The organism is Nonomuraea roseola, from assembly GCF_039535395.1.
Lineage (GTDB): Bacteria > Actinomycetota > Actinomycetes > Streptosporangiales > Streptosporangiaceae > Nonomuraea > Nonomuraea roseola.
On the sequence record NZ_BAAAXC010000015.1, the window covers coordinates 1,229,435 to 1,242,909 of the forward strand.

At 70.9% G+C, this 13,475-nt stretch carries 14 protein-coding genes and 1 pseudogene; 9 read left to right on the top strand and 6 right to left on the bottom strand.

Annotated features, from left to right (window positions below; all coding sequences use genetic code 11):
• The first annotated feature begins 8 nt into the window (after nucleotides 1-8).
• Together ABFX55_RS28755 and ABFX55_RS28760 are read left to right on the top strand one after the other, a co-directional pair.
• Nucleotides 9-923 carry an alpha/beta hydrolase gene (locus ABFX55_RS28755; protein ID WP_346125884.1) on the top strand — a complete coding sequence of 305 codons (915 nt, stop codon included), beginning with the start codon at nucleotides 9-11 and terminating at the stop codon, nucleotides 921-923.
• Nucleotides 916-2,490 (top strand): flavin-containing monooxygenase, encoded by a 1,575-nt coding sequence (locus tag ABFX55_RS28760; RefSeq protein WP_346125885.1) that lies wholly within the window; start codon nucleotides 916-918, stop codon nucleotides 2,488-2,490. Before ABFX55_RS28755 ends, ABFX55_RS28760 begins: the two co-directional genes overlap by 8 nt.
• A 7-nt stretch (nucleotides 2,491-2,497) precedes the next feature.
• Here ABFX55_RS28760 and ABFX55_RS28765 read toward each other — a convergent pair whose 3' ends face one another.
• Nucleotides 2,498-2,881 carry a PPOX class F420-dependent oxidoreductase gene (locus ABFX55_RS28765; RefSeq protein WP_346125886.1) on the bottom strand — a complete coding sequence of 128 codons (384 nt, stop codon included), beginning with the start codon at nucleotides 2,879-2,881 and terminating at the stop codon, nucleotides 2,498-2,500.
• A gap of 83 nt (nucleotides 2,882-2,964) precedes the next feature.
• A complete protein-coding gene (locus tag ABFX55_RS28770; RefSeq protein ID WP_346125887.1) occupies nucleotides 2,965-3,381 on the bottom strand; it encodes a DUF4259 domain-containing protein in 417 nt (138 codons plus the stop codon).
• A 111-nt stretch (nucleotides 3,382-3,492) separates the two neighbouring features.
• Here ABFX55_RS28770 and ABFX55_RS28775 point away from each other — a divergent pair, with 111 nt between their 5' ends.
• Nucleotides 3,493-4,503: a phosphotransferase enzyme family protein gene (locus ABFX55_RS28775; RefSeq protein ID WP_346125888.1), complete on the top strand. Its 1,011-nt coding sequence runs from the start codon at nucleotides 3,493-3,495 to the stop codon at nucleotides 4,501-4,503.
• Nucleotides 4,504-4,509: 6 nt separating this feature from the next.
• On the opposite strand, the gene ABFX55_RS28780 is transcribed toward ABFX55_RS28775, so the two are convergent.
• The gene (locus tag ABFX55_RS28780) at nucleotides 4,510-4,866 is read right to left on the bottom strand and encodes a nucleotide pyrophosphohydrolase (protein WP_346125889.1); all 357 of its coding nucleotides are present in this window, start codon (nucleotides 4,864-4,866) and stop codon (nucleotides 4,510-4,512) included.
• A gap of 351 nt (nucleotides 4,867-5,217) precedes the next feature.
• Here ABFX55_RS28780 and ABFX55_RS28785 point away from each other — a divergent pair, with 351 nt between their 5' ends.
• From ABFX55_RS28785 to ABFX55_RS28795, 3 genes are all read left to right on the top strand, one after another.
• The gene (locus ABFX55_RS28785; RefSeq protein ID WP_346125890.1) at nucleotides 5,218-5,616 is read left to right on the top strand and encodes a DUF1801 domain-containing protein; all 399 of its coding nucleotides are present in this window, start codon (nucleotides 5,218-5,220) and stop codon (nucleotides 5,614-5,616) included.
• Nucleotides 5,617-5,819: 203 nt separating this feature from the next.
• Nucleotides 5,820-7,097, top strand: coding sequence for an ATP-binding protein (locus ABFX55_RS28790; RefSeq protein WP_346125891.1), 1,278 nt, complete (start codon nucleotides 5,820-5,822; stop codon nucleotides 7,095-7,097).
• A gap of 156 nt (nucleotides 7,098-7,253) precedes the next feature.
• Nucleotides 7,254-7,664: a VOC family protein gene (locus tag ABFX55_RS28795; protein WP_346125892.1), complete on the top strand. Its 411-nt coding sequence runs from the start codon at nucleotides 7,254-7,256 to the stop codon at nucleotides 7,662-7,664.
• Nucleotides 7,665-7,767: 103 nt separating this feature from the next.
• On the opposite strand, the pseudogene ABFX55_RS50005 reads toward ABFX55_RS28795, so the two are convergent.
• The 3 genes and pseudogenes from ABFX55_RS50005 to ABFX55_RS28805 form a co-directional block, all read right to left on the bottom strand.
• Nucleotides 7,768-7,878: pseudogene (locus ABFX55_RS50005) on the bottom strand (IS5/IS1182 family transposase); the annotation flags it as partial.
• Nucleotides 7,879-8,131: 253 nt separating this feature from the next.
• The gene (locus ABFX55_RS28800; RefSeq protein WP_346125893.1) at nucleotides 8,132-8,707 is read right to left on the bottom strand and encodes a helix-turn-helix domain-containing protein; all 576 of its coding nucleotides are present in this window, start codon (nucleotides 8,705-8,707) and stop codon (nucleotides 8,132-8,134) included.
• A complete protein-coding gene (locus ABFX55_RS28805) occupies nucleotides 8,704-9,099 on the bottom strand; it encodes a hypothetical protein (protein WP_346125894.1) in 396 nt (131 codons plus the stop codon). The genes ABFX55_RS28800 and ABFX55_RS28805 overlap by 4 nt, the downstream gene beginning before the upstream one ends.
• Before the next feature lie 134 nt (nucleotides 9,100-9,233).
• Here ABFX55_RS28805 and ABFX55_RS28810 point away from each other — a divergent pair, with 134 nt between their 5' ends.
• The 3 genes from ABFX55_RS28810 to ABFX55_RS28820 all read left to right on the top strand — a co-directional run bounded on the left by ABFX55_RS28810 (nucleotide 9,234) and on the right by ABFX55_RS28820 (nucleotide 13,472).
• Nucleotides 9,234-10,370 carry a hypothetical protein gene (locus tag ABFX55_RS28810; protein WP_346125895.1) on the top strand — a complete coding sequence of 379 codons (1,137 nt, stop codon included), beginning with the start codon at nucleotides 9,234-9,236 and terminating at the stop codon, nucleotides 10,368-10,370.
• 148 nt (nucleotides 10,371-10,518) lie between these two features.
• Nucleotides 10,519-12,795 carry a catalase gene (locus ABFX55_RS28815; RefSeq protein ID WP_346125896.1) on the top strand — a complete coding sequence of 759 codons (2,277 nt, stop codon included), beginning with the start codon at nucleotides 10,519-10,521 and terminating at the stop codon, nucleotides 12,793-12,795.
• A gap of 161 nt (nucleotides 12,796-12,956) precedes the next feature.
• On the top strand, nucleotides 12,957-13,472 hold the full coding sequence (locus ABFX55_RS28820) for a hypothetical protein (RefSeq protein ID WP_346125897.1): 516 nt from the start codon (nucleotides 12,957-12,959) through the stop codon (nucleotides 13,470-13,472).
• The last annotated feature ends 3 nt before the right edge of the window (nucleotides 13,473-13,475 follow it).

A 13,475-nucleotide genomic window follows, 5' to 3' on the forward strand; every position in this document is an offset into this window, starting at 1 on the left:
AGAGCCGCATGGCCCTGGACGAAGCGACGACCGCCCTGCTGACCCGGATGGCGCAGGCCGAGGTGCCGCCCCTGGAGCAGATGACGCCCCAGCAGGCCCGCGCCTTCTCCAAGGCGATGGCCGCCGAGAGCGCGGAGACGGGCCCCGAGATGCTCACGACGAGCGAGACCGACGCGCCCGGCGTTCCTGTCAGGTTCCTGGTACCCGGCGAGGCGCCGCCCGCGGTCATCGTCTACTACCACGGCGGCGGCTGGGTGCTCGGCGACATCGACCAGTACGACGCCGTCGGCAGGCTTCTCGCGGCGCGCACCGGCTGCGCGGTCGTGCTGGTCGGCTACCGCAAGGCCCCCGAGCATCCGTACCCCGCCGCCGTCGAGGACTCGTGGGCGGCCCTGCGGTGGGCGGCCGGCCACCTCGAGGAGATCGCGGGCGCGCCCGTCCCGCTGATCGTGGCAGGGGACAGCGCGGGCGGCAACCTGGCGGCGATCATGGCCAGGCGAGCCCGCGACCACGGGGGGCCTTCGCTCGCGCTGCAGATCCTCATCTACCCGGTGACCGACTGCGACCTCGAGACCGCCTCCTACCGCGACCCCGCCAACCAGCTCATGCTGACGAGGGAGGGCATGGCCTGGTTCTGGAACCACTACCTGCCCGACCTGTCCTCACGCGAGGACGCGGACGCCTCTCCCCTGCGCGCCAAGGACCTGTCGGGGCTCGCTCCCGCGGTCGTGCTCACCGCCGAGCACGACGTGCTGCTCGACGAGGGCGAGTCCTACGCCGAGCGGCTGCGGGAGGCCGGCGTGCCGGTCTCGTCGCGCCGCTTCGACGGCCAGATGCACGGCTTCTTCACCATGATCGGGTTACTGCCCGGCAGCGGCGCGGCCTTCGACCACCTCGCCGAGAGCGTCGACCGGCATGTATGACGCGATCATCGTCGGCGCGGGCCTGTCCGGGTTGTACGCACTGCACCGGCTGCGCGGCCTCGGCCTACGGGCGAAGGTCTTCGAGGCGGCCGGAGGCGTCGGCGGCACGTGGCACTGGAACCGCTACCCTGGCGCCCGCTGCGACGTCGAGAGCGTCGACTACTCCTACTCCTTCTCCCCCGAGCTGGAGCAGGAGTGGGACTGGACGGAGAAGTTTCCCGGACAGCCCGAGATCCTGGCCTACCTCGAGCACGTCGCCGACCGCTTCGACCTGCGCCGCGACATCCTGCTCGGCACGCGCGTGGTCGCCGCCCGCTTCGACGGCGGCTGGCACGTCACGACGGAGACGGGCGAGCGGGTCAGCGCGCGCTATCTCGTGATGGCGACGGGCTGCCTGTCGGTGCCCAAGCCCGTCGAAGTCGACGGCCTGGCGAGCTTCCGCGGCGAGTGGCACCACACCGGCCGCTGGCCGCACGAGGGCGTCGACTTCACCGGCAGGCGGGTCGGCGTGGTCGGCACCGGCTCCTCGGGCATCCAGTCGATCCCGGTCATCGCCGAGCAGGCCGGGCACCTGACGGTCTTCCAGCGCACGCCCAACTTCAGCCTGCCCGCCTACAACGGGCCGCTCGCGCCGGAGACGCGGCGCGCGGTGAAGGCCGCGTACGGCCTGCGCCGCAGCCTGGCCAGGCAGACGCACTCCGGCATCCCCGCCGAGCCGGCCGTCCAGTCGGCGCTCGAGGTCGGTCACGAGGAACGGCTGGCCCGCTACCAGACGGGGTGGGAGCGCGGCTCGCTGGTGGGCATCCTCGGCGCCTACACCGACCTGCTCATCGACAGGGCCGCCAACGACACCGCCGCGGAGTTCGTCCGATCGAAGATCCGCGAGCTGGTCGAGGACCCGGCCGACGCCGAGTTGCTCTCGCCGAGGGACCACCCGTTCGGCACCAAGCGGCCCTGCCTCGACTCCGGCTACTTCGAGACCTTCAACCGCGACGACGTCACCCTCGTCGACGTGCGCGAGGACCCGATCGCCGAGATCACCGCGAACGGCCTCAGAACGACGGGTGGCTCCGAGTACGAGCTCGACACCCTGGTCTTCGCCACCGGCTTCGACGCGATGACGGGCGCGCTGACCGCCGTCGACATCCGCGGCGCGCACGGCAGGTCGCTGCGGGAGACCTGGGAGGCGGGCCCGCGCACCTACCTCGGGCTCGCCGCCGCGGGCTTCCCCAACCTGTTCACCGTCACGGGACCGGGCAGCCCTTCGGTGCTCAGCAACATGGTCGTCTCCATCGAGCAGCACGTCGACTGGATCGCCGACTGCCTGGCCTTCCTCGAGGGCCGCACGATCGAGGCCACGGAGGCGGCGCAGGAGGCCTGGACGGCGCACGTGCGCGACGTCGGCGCGGCCACCCTGTATCCGGCCGCCGACTCGTGGTACATGGGCGCCAACGTGCCGGGCAAGCCGCGCGTGTTCATGCCGTACGCAGGAGGGGTGGCTCTCTACCGCCAGCTCTGCGACGAGGTGGCGGCCAAGGGCTACGAGGGGTTCGCGATCACCGGGTGAGGACCGGTCAGCCGAAGTTCACCGCGAGGGCGTGGGAGGGCTCGACCAGGAACACCACCCGCTCCTCACCCCTCGGGTACGGCTCGCCGGTGTACTTGCGGGAGATCCTGTCGATGATCTCCCAGGCCGCCTCGCCGTCGAGGAGTTCGACGGTGCCGCGCACGGTGGCCATCGTGAACGGGTTGTCGTGGGCGGTGATGGACAGCGCCACCCGTGGGTCTCGCGCGAGGTTGCGCGCCTTGCGTGAGCCAGGCCCGGTGAGAAAGGCGATCCTGTCGCCCTCGACGCCGACCCACAGCGGCACGCTGTGCGGCGAGCCGTCGGGCCCCACCGTGGCGACGTGCGCGTAGTTGGGGCCTTCGAAGAGCGCGCGAACATCCGGCGACAGCATCTGTTTCCTCCACGGGGTCGGCGACGGCATCTGGCATCCTCCCGAGCGGACGCCCGCCGATCAAGCAGGCGCCGCCGGGAGAGCTAACGGCTGAGACCCTCCCGGATGGAGGCCAGGACGGCCGTCGCCTGAGGGAGGGCGCCCGCCTCCTCCCAGAGGTCACGCCACTCCGACCTCTCGGCCGCCACACGGTCGAGGGCGCGCAGCGCCAGCGCCGCCAGGTCGGAGTCGGAGGGGAGCTCCACCCCGCCGCCCTTCACCAGGAAGCTCGGCGCGTAGGCCGAGGTGATCGGCTGCCCTCCGCGCTGCGCCGCGACGATGGCCGCCGCCGCGATCGCGCTGTTGGCGTCGTCGCCGTCGAGGTAGTCGTCGCTGCCGGCCGCCGTGGCCAGCGCCTGCCTGATGAGCTCCACGCGCCGCTCGTCGGAGGCGTCGTTGAGGGCGCCGCACCAGTCGGCGGCGCTGTCGTTGTCGAAAGGACCCACATCCCATGTACCCATGGGGCATTCCTATAGGAGACCACCGACAATCGGCGCCCCGCCGTCATCCCGCCACCGCGCCCTGAGCCGGCCACCCTGCGTGCCGCGCCGGATGGGCGCACAATGAGGCGGATGCACGAAGTTCTCCTCATCAGCGGGCAGGGCGCGGTCGCGGTGGCGCGCGAGGTCTCGCGGCTGCTGCGGGACGCCGGGGTGGCGCACGCGCTGCTCGAAGGCGACTCCCCTGCCGACCCGCGTCACCGGCGGTCGGTCCGCGCCGACGTCTCGCCGAGCGGCGCCGTCACCGCCGTCCTGCTGGAGGCCGGCCGCCGCCTCAGCCTCCCCACCGCCGGCGGCGACGCCGTCGAGATCGCCGACCTCACCGGCTGGATCGAGCGGCCTCTCCAGGGAGGCGGGGTCAACCAGGTGGTCAGGGCGGGCGACACCGTCAGGCGGCCCGCGGGCCCGTGGACCCCCGCCGTCCACCGCCTGCTCGCCCACGTCGCCGCCGCCGGTTTCCGCGGCGCGCCCCGCGCGCATGGGCTGGACGCCGAGGGCAGGGAAATCCTCGACTTCGTCCAGGGAGAGGTGGCCCACTACCCGCTGCCCGACCACGCCTGGAGCGACGCCACCCTGAGGGAGGTCGGCAGGCTGCTACGCGCCTTCCATGACGCCACGGCCGGCTTCCCCACCGAAGGGCCCTGGTATCTGCCTGCCCGCGAGCCCGTCGAGGTCATCTGCCACGGCGACGTCGCGCCGTACAACACGGTCTTCCGCGACGGGCTCCCTGTGGCGTTCATCGACTTCGACACCGCCCACCCCGGGCCGCGTCTGTCGGACGTCGCCTACGCCGCCTACCGGTTCGTCCCGCTCAGCGCCCCGGGAAACGGCGAGGCCGTCATGACCGTCGCCGAGCAGGCACGGCGACTGCGCCTGTTCTGCGACGCGTACGGCCTGCCGCCCGCCGAGAGGGCGGCGCTTCCCGCCATGGTGCGCGAGCGCCTGCACGCCCTGGTCGACCTCATGCGCACCCAGGCCGCCGCAGGCAACGCCGCCTTCGCCCAGCACCTGTCCGAAGGCCACCACACCCTCTACCTCACCGACGCCACCCACGTCACCACCCACGCGGCCTCCCTGGTGTAGGGGCCCTCAGGAGGTCAGCGGTGGTGCCTTTCGGGTGGAACCGCGGTAGGAGGCGGGGTCGTAGCGGCGTTCGTTCTCGTCCAGCTTGGCGTTGGCGGCCTCTGACAGGTCGACGCCGACCGTGTCGGCCAGTCTGACCAGGTACAGCAGCACGTCGCCGAGCTCGGCCCGCACTCTGGCCAGCGTCTCGGGGTCGAGGTCGTCCGCCTGCGCAGGGGTGAGCCACTGGAACTCCGCCACCAGCTCGCCCACCTCGCCCGCCAGAGCCATGGCCAGGTTCTTCGGGGTGTGGAACTGATCCCAGTCCCGGGCCCGCGCGAACTCGCGCAGCCGTACGGCCAGCCTGTCCAGTTCGGTCGTCACGCCTGGCGACCCTACCGGGAGCCGAGCACCTCCGACGGGTCCAGTCCCATGCCGCTCTGCCACTGCCTGACCTCGCCATTCACGGCTGAACCACCTCCGACCTGGACCGCCCTCCGCTCGGTCGCGAGCGGGGCGGCGGTCTGGTGGAGGCGCCGGAGGGCACGCGGGCCTGCACGCCGGACGGCGACGCCCCCCGACCGCGGGGTCGTGAGCGGCGAGGTCCAGGGGCAGGTGTCCGGCATGGGTCACATGGGCCACTGCGCCGCCACCCTGCTGACCGCGAAGATGAACTCGCCGGCCGGCACCGTGAGCCGGTGATCCGGCCCGTCCCGAACGAGTGGGAGTAATGTCATGACCTACACCAAGGACCCTCGCGTCGACGCCTACATCGACGGCCTGCCGGGCTGGCAGCAGGACATCTGCCGCGAGGTGCGCGATCTGGTGCACGCCGCCGACCCCGAGGTCGCCGAGACCATCAAGCGCACCCGCCAGCCGTACTTCGTCCTGCAGGGCAACATCTGCGCCCTGCTCGCGGCCAAGGACCACGTCAACGTCTTCCTCTATGACGGCGCGATCGTCCCTGACCCCGAGGGGATCATCACGGCGGGGCACGATAACAAGACCGCCCGCACCGTGGCCTTCCGCCAGGGCGAGGCCGTCAACGCACCCGCGCTGACCGCCATGTTCAGGCAGATCATCGCCAACAACCGCGCAGGCGGCTGGCGGAAGCTGAAGCGGGACGCATCCTAGGTGTGCGGGGAGGCGGCGGGCGACCCCCTGCTCGTGCCGGTCCGTCTGGGCTCTCAACCGCCCTCGAATCCGGCCCTCGGGAGGGAAACTACGGCACATCTTCCACTCGGTACATCTTTCGCCGTCCTGTTGTCCAGCTTGGCGAGGGACCAGGCCCCCGAGCTGCCCTAACGTCGGTAACCCCCCACTGAGGAGGCACACCGGTGAACTGGCACATCCATGACTACCGCGAGGACGATCTCGCGGCCGTGGTCCATCTGATCGACAGCACGGCCGGGCTCGGCCAGGAGTCGGTGTTCTCCCTCGCCGAGTGCATCGGGGCCCTGACCTCGCGCCAGCCGGCCGTCGTGGCGGTTCACAGGGGCGTGCCCATCGGGGCGGCGCTCTCCCACGTGGCGGGCGAGCGGGCGTGGGTGATGCGGATCGCGATCGCCTCCGCGTGGCGGGGTCGCGGGCTGGCCAGCGCGCTGCTGAGGGAGCTGGAGCGGCGGCTGATCGAGACGAGGGTACGGCGGATCGCGTACGTGCTGCCGGAGGAGGAGCTGATCGGCGAGGGGCTGGTGAACGCCGGTTACGCCAGGCGGCCCGCCGTGGCCTACTTCGAGAAGGCCGAGCCCGCCGTCGGCCTCGGCGCCGACCTGCTGGCCGAGCTGGGCGGCCGGCTCCTGCCCGGCGATCTGTGGGACAAGGTGGCCGGCATGGAGGTGGAGAAGGAGCTGATCGAGCGGCGCGTCGTGCTGCCGCTCGCCGAGCCCGAGCGCGCCGCCAGGCACGGCGTGCGTCCGCCGAGGGCGATCGCCCTGTTCGGCCCGCCCGGCACGGGCAAGACCACCTTCGCTCGCGCGATCGCCTCCAGGCTGGGCTGGCCGTTCGTGGAGCTGCTGCCGTCCAGGCTGGCAGGTGACGGCAACCTGGCCGAGGCGCTGCGCACCGCGTTCTCGCGGATCGCCGAGCTCGAGCGGGTGCTGGTCTTCATCGACGAGGTCGAGGAGATCGCCGCCGTACGCGCCGAGCGTCCCGAGGCCGGCAGCCACGGCATCACCAACGAGCTGCTCAAGCTCATCCCCGGTTTCAGGGAGCGGGACGAGCGGCTGCTGGTCTGCGCCACCAACTCCATCCGCTCGCTGGACCCCGCGTTCCTGCGGCCAGGCCGCTTCGACTACCTGGTGCCGATCGGCACCCCGGACGCGGTCGCCCGCTCGGCGATCTGGGCGCGGTACTCAGGCGGGCGGCCGGACGTGGACCTGGACACGCTGGTCGCGGCGAGCGAGCTGTTCACGCCCGCCGACATCGAGCACGCCGCAAGGACGGCCGCGCAGACGGCCTTCGAAAGGGATCTCACCGCCGACCGGGCCGTGGAGACTCCCGCGGGCGCGGACACAGCCGACTACCTGGCCGCGATCGGGCAGTGCAGGCCGACCATCACCCCCGCGATGATCGACGAGTTCACCGCGGACATCACCTCGCACGCCAGGCTCTGAGCCCGGCACGGGCACCGTGCCTAGGGCCTGTTTCGAAGTCTGTTGATGAGCAATGGCGCGGTCGGTGCCAACGTTGCCAAGCTCGAGGACTACCGAGCCTGGCCTCGTGTTCGGGGCAACTCTCAGGCTCCCGTGATCTTCTGGCAAGCTCGCGGGATGCTCAAACTCACCGATTTCATCATCGACTGCCCGGACACCATGAAGCTGGCGGCTTTCTACTCCGAGGTGACAGGCCGCCCGATCAAGGAAGGCAGCCACGAGAACTGGGCCGGTATCCAATTTGGTGAGATCGAGCTGGCCTTCATCCGGGTGGACGGTTACCGCGCCCCGCAGTGGCCCGACAGCGAGCACCCCAAGCAGTTCCACCTCGACTTCGAAGTGGACGACATCGAATCCGAGCAGCGCCGCGTCCTCGAACTCGGCGCGACGCTGCAGCAGGACTTCATCGGCCCCGAAGGCTACGGCTGGCGGATCTATACCGACCCGATCGGCCACCCCTTCTGCCTGTGCCGCAACAAGGGTGTCATCTGGACCGACCAGGGCCCGATCTGGCCCAAGCACGACTAGGACCTGACTCAACGCGAGGTCAGCAGCCAGTCGTTGATGATGGCGATGTGGAGGCTGGCCTCATGGCGGACGGCGAGTTTTGCGACATCACCTTCTGGCCTTGCTCACAGGCGAGGTGGATCTTGGTGGTGAACCCGCCTCGGGAACGTCCCAGAGCGTGGTCGGCGGGCTCGGTCGTGACGCCACCGGCGGCTCTTTCTGCGGGGCAGATCGTGCGCCGGCGGCGTACTGGTGGGCGCGGGCTGTTGTGGAGTCCACACTGATCTCCCAGCTGATCCGGCCGACCGCGTCAGCCCGGGCCTGCAGCTTGGTGATGATCCCCGCGCATCGGTCAGATCGAACCGCCGCGACACAGCTAGGGTGGCCACGAGGTCTCCGGTTTTCAGGTTTTTCTTGGTCGATCAACCCATCTACCGGAGACCTCATCTACTTCACGAACACCAACACACCGGACTTCGAGACACGACCTAGGTGAAGGACGGGGAGGCGATGACGACGGTGACGTCGGCGGGCGTCGCGTCGGTGCGGTAGGCGTGGGGGGCGTCCCCCGCGAAGGCCAGCAGATCACCGGCCTGCAGCAGGCGCAGGTCGTCGGCGGGGCCGGCGGTCAGCCGTCCCGAGGCGACCAGGAGGTGCTCCACCGTGCCTGGCGCGTGCGGGACGCCGTCCACGGAGGTCTGCGGGGGCAGACGCAGCCGCCACAGTTCGAGGCTGTGCCCGCCGCTGATCCGCCGCAGCAGCTCGCGCGTCGGGCCGTCCTGACCCGTGGGGGTGGCGGGGACGTGATGGGTGCCCGTGCCGGCCTGCCGGGTCAGCAGGTCGGTGAGCGGGATGCCCAGCGCGACGGCGATGGCGTCCAGCGTGTCGATGGTGGGATTGCCCGCCCCCGCTTCCAGCTGCGACAGCGTTCCCTTGCTGAGCCCGGTACGGCGGGCCAGCTCGGCCTGGCTCATCCCGCGCTGCAGTCGGCGGCGCTGGATCTGGGCCCCGGCCGCGGCCGCCGCGCTACTGGCCGGCCTGCGCTCCCTGTCGGGGGCGTTCACCGCAGCGGCCCGTGCGCGGCGGAGTAGGACACCCTGACGCGGCCCTTCTTCACCTTGACGGCCGAGATCGCGACCTCCACGAGATCTGCCAGGCCCCGCACGTGCGTGCCGCCGCAGGGCGCGGCGTGCACGTCTCCCAGCCGCACGATGCGCAGGCCCTCGGCGTCATGGTCCACGGTGACCGGCAGGTCGTCGGCCACCTTGGCCGTCACCCACTGGAGAAGGTGGGCGGCGGCCTCCTGCCTGCCCTGCGGGTGGAAGACGTTCCGCCGCACCGCGACCCATGCCGCGCCGTCGTCCTGCCGTCCCGTAGCGGCCACGGTGGTGGTGACAGCGGTGAGGTAGGTGTCGTCCAGGTAGGCAGCGCTCTGGCATTCAGTCTGATGAACCATGCGTTTACTATATCGAACGCCGCAGGTGTCCCGAGCGCTTCACCTACCGTTCATGACTTTGTGGGAAGTGTCGCCATTTCGTCCCTATAGCGTCTAGTTTCGGTTTTGATCGTTAACGAAAGACGGGTGTGAACATGCGCAAGCTGTTGTCCCTCGCGGCGGTGGCCACCTTCTCCCTCGGCGCCCTGTCCTCCCCAGCGGCGGCGGATGGAGGAAGCCCCGCGCAGCTGCCGACCGAGGTCTACGGCGGGGCGTGGAGCGCAGGCCACGTGCAGGGCATCGCCGTCGACCAGCGCAAGGGCTTCATGTACTTCTCCTTCACCAACCTCCTGGTGAAGACCGACCTGCGGGGCAATCCCGTGGGGTCGGTGACCGGGTTCACCGGGCACCTGGGCGACCTGGACTTCAACACCAAGGACGGCAGGGTCTACGGTTCCCTGGAGTACAAGGCCCAGGAGTCGTTCTACATCGCCATCTTCGACGTCGACCGGATCACCAGCATGGGCATGGACGCGCAGACCAGCGACGTGGTGAAGACGGTGTACCTGAAGGAGGTCGTGGCCGACTACGTGGCCGACATGAACGGCGACGGCACGTTCGACGGCAACGTCGCCAACACCCCCGACCACCGGTACGGCTGCAGCGGCATCGACGGCGTGTCCTTCGGGCCCGAGTTCGGCAAGAAGCACGGCAAGCAGAAGCTCACCGTGGCGTACGGCGTCTACTCCAACGTCTCCAGGCAGGACAACGACCACCAGGTGCTGCTGCAGTACGACATCCAGCAGTGGAAGAAGTACGAGAAGCCGCTCACGGAGAGCGCGCCGCACACCAGCGGCCCCGAGTCGGTCGACGGCAAGTACTTCGTCCACACCGGCAACACCAGGTACGGCGTGCAGAACCTGGAGTACGACGACCACACGGGCAACTGGATGATGGCGGTCTACAAGGGCGCCAAGCCGCAGTTCCCCAACTACTCCTTCTTCATGGTCGACGGCAGCGCCGAGCCGCGCGAGGCCGCCATCGTGGGGCAGCCCCAGCCGGAGCGGGGACAGCTGCTCTCCCTGGCGCCAGGCGGCCTCGAGCACGCACCCTCAGGAGTGCGCGGCTGGGAGTTCGGCGGCGAGTACGGCCTGATCTCGCTGGGCGACGGCCGGTTCTACGTCTCCAAGGCCGGCACCCTCACCGAGGGCGGCGTGACCAAGCAGACCAGTCACTCGCAGCTGTACCGCTGGACGGGCCAGGCGCCGACGCCGTTCGAGCGAGTGAGCTAGCGCCAGGGGGCCGATGGTCGCGCTCCAGCCCCGTTTTCCCCTGATCTCCGGAAACGCTCGCTTTGACACGGGCAATCCGGGTAGGGCCCGCCCATGGATTTGCGCCGTGTCGAACGAGGGCGCGGCGCCCTTCTCTGGGGGTAAACGAATGGAAGAGTCTCACCCGACGAACGCGTCCGGGGCCATCCCCGGCCGTCCCGGCAGCGAGCCGCCGCCGGTCGCCGAGCCCACCGAGCCGAGAGGACCGCTCCCGCCCAAGCAGGATCAGCGGGGCCCGGAGCCCTTCACCCCCACGGGCCGGCCGGAGGGCGTTCCCCAGGAGGCGCTGGCGCAGGGCGGGGCGTACCTGACGACGGCGCTGGGCACGCGGCTGCCCGACAGCGACCACTCGCTGAAGGCCGGGCCTCGCGGACCCGTGCTGCTGCGCGACCACCACCTGAGGGAGAAGATCACCCACTTCGACCACGAGCGCATTCCCGAGCGCGTCGTGCACGCCCGCGGCGCCGCCGCGCACGGGATCTTCCGTTCGTACGGCACGGCCACCACGGTGACGAAGGCGGCCTTCCTCGCGGAGGGCGCCGAGACGCCGGTCTTCGTCCGCTTCTCGACGGTGCTGGGCTCGAGGGGCTCGGCGGACACCGTCCGCGACACTCGCGGCTTCGCGACGAAGTTCTACACCAGCGAAGGCGTCTTCGACCTGGTGGGCAACAACATCCCGGTCTTCTTCATCCAGGACGCCATCAAGTTCCCCGACATCATCCACGCGGGCAAGCCGCATCCCGACAGGGAGATCCCGCAGGCGCAGAGCGCGCACGACACGTTCTGGGACTTCGTCTCCCTGCACACCGAGGCGACCCACCACACGTTGTGGAACATGTCCGACCGCGGCATCCCGCGCTCGTTCCGGACGATGGAGGGCTTCGGCGTCCACACGTTCAGGCTGGTCGACGCCGCCGGCGCGACCACGCTGGTGAAGTTCCACTGGAAGCCCAAGGCGGGCGTGCACTCCCTGGTGTGGGAGGAGGCGCAGCTGATCAACGGGATGGACCCGGACTTCCACCGGCGCGACCTCGCCGACGCGATCGAGGCGGGCGCCTTCCCCCAGTGGGAGCTGGGCATCCAGGCCTTCCCCGACACCCCTGAGCAGATGTTCGAGGGCATCGACCTGCTCGACCCGACGAAGATCGTTCCCGAGGAGCTGGCGCCGGTCCAGCCGATCGGCCTGCTCACGCTCAACGCCAACCCGTCGAACTTCTTCGCCGAGACCGAACAGGTCGCCTTCCACGTCGGCCATCTCGTGCCCGGCATCGACGTCACCGACGACCCGCTGCTGGCCGGACGGCTGTTCTCCTACCTCGACACCCAGATCACCAGGCTGGGCGGCCCGAACTTCACCCAGCTGCCGATCAACAGGTCGCACGCGGTGGTCAACGACATGCTGCGGGACGGCATGCACCAGACGGCCGTGCACAGCGGGGCCGCGCCGTACAAGCCGAACTCCCTGGACGGCGGCTGCCCGTTCTTCGCCGGGCAGCAGGAGGGCGGCTACGTCGAGGTGCCGGTGGAGGTGGCGTCGGCGCCGCGGGTGCGCGAGGCGCCCGCGACGTTCGCCGACCACTTCAGCCAGCCCCGGCTGTTCTGGCTGAGCCTGAGCCCGGTGGAGCGCGAGCACGTGATCGCCGCCTACACCTTCGAGCTCGGCAAGGTCTACGAGCAGGCGATCAAGGAGCGCACGCTGCAGGTGCTCGCCGAGATCGATCCGGTCCTGTGCGAGCAGGTCGCCGCCGGGCTCGGGCTGCCCGCGCCCAAGGCGGCCGAGCCGCTGCCGTCCGTCACGCCGAGCCCCGCGCTCTCGCAGGTCGGCAAGGCCTGGCCGACGACAGGCCGGATCATCGGCATCATCACGGGCGAGGGCGCCGACCTGAGCACGGTCAGGTCCGTACGGCAGGCGATCCTCGACGGCGGCATGGTGCCGCTGATCATCGCGCCCACCGGCGGCCCTCTCGACGGCGCGTCGCGAGACGGCGTGCGCGGCGCGCTCGACGCGCTCACCGGCGGCGGCGAGCCGCTCGTCGCGCAGCGCACGTTCGCCACGGCCAGGTCCGTCGAGTTCGACGCACTGCTCGTCGCGGGCGCCCCGGCGCCGGGCGCCGACGCCTATGGCGCGCGGGACGCCAAGGCCGGTGACGCCGGCGGCGCGATCGACCCGCGGGTGCTGCTCATGCTGGCCGAGGCCTACCGCCACGGGAAGCCGATCGGCGGCTGGGACGGCGCCATGGAGGCCCTGGCGCTGGCGGCCATCCCCACGGGAGCCGCCGGCGTGCTGCTCGGCGACCGTGGCGACGAGGTGCTGACGGAGATCGTCAGGCTCCTCGGCCAGCACCGCGTCTGGGACCGCTTCCCCGCCGCCGCGGCTGTCGGCTGACGCGCCGGCGCTGCGCCTCGTCGTGGGCGGCTCGTCTCCCACGACGAGGCGGAGCGCTGATTCCGCGCCGTTTCCGCCCTACCGATCACTCGTCGCGGCACGATGGGGCACCACCGCCCAACGCATCCCCCGGCTCCATCCGCGGCCACGAAGGAGAACCCGTGATTCCCGAGCGCGAGCAGATCGGATCCGTGGACCTCGCCACCTGGCGGGTCGTCCCCGCCGACGGCAATCCCGACAAGGACGAGCACGGCGCCTGGGCGATCGCCGGCGGCGACAGCGACGAATACGACCTGTACCTCGAAGTCCGCGAGGCCGACCGGCCGAGGGAGGTCGCCCGGTTCGTCCTCGAGGCCGTCACCCGGCACGCTCGCGGCCTCCGGCTGAGAGGCGCGCTCGCCGATGTCGCCCACGTGCGCGACCGGCAGCCGGCCGACGACGAGCGGGCCCCCTCCAACCCGAGCCTGCCGGACGTGACCAAGCTCGCCCACCTGGTGGACGCGGTCGGCGGCCTGGCCCACGAGGTCAGCCGGGTGGTTCCCCGCGACGAGCGGGGCGCCCACCAGGACAGGCTGTACGGCCAGCTGGCCCAGGTGGCCGCCACCACGGTGGCGTGGATGGAGGCCGTCCTGTCCGAGCGCACCCCGGACCCAGACGCCGGGACGAACGGCGCGTAGCGG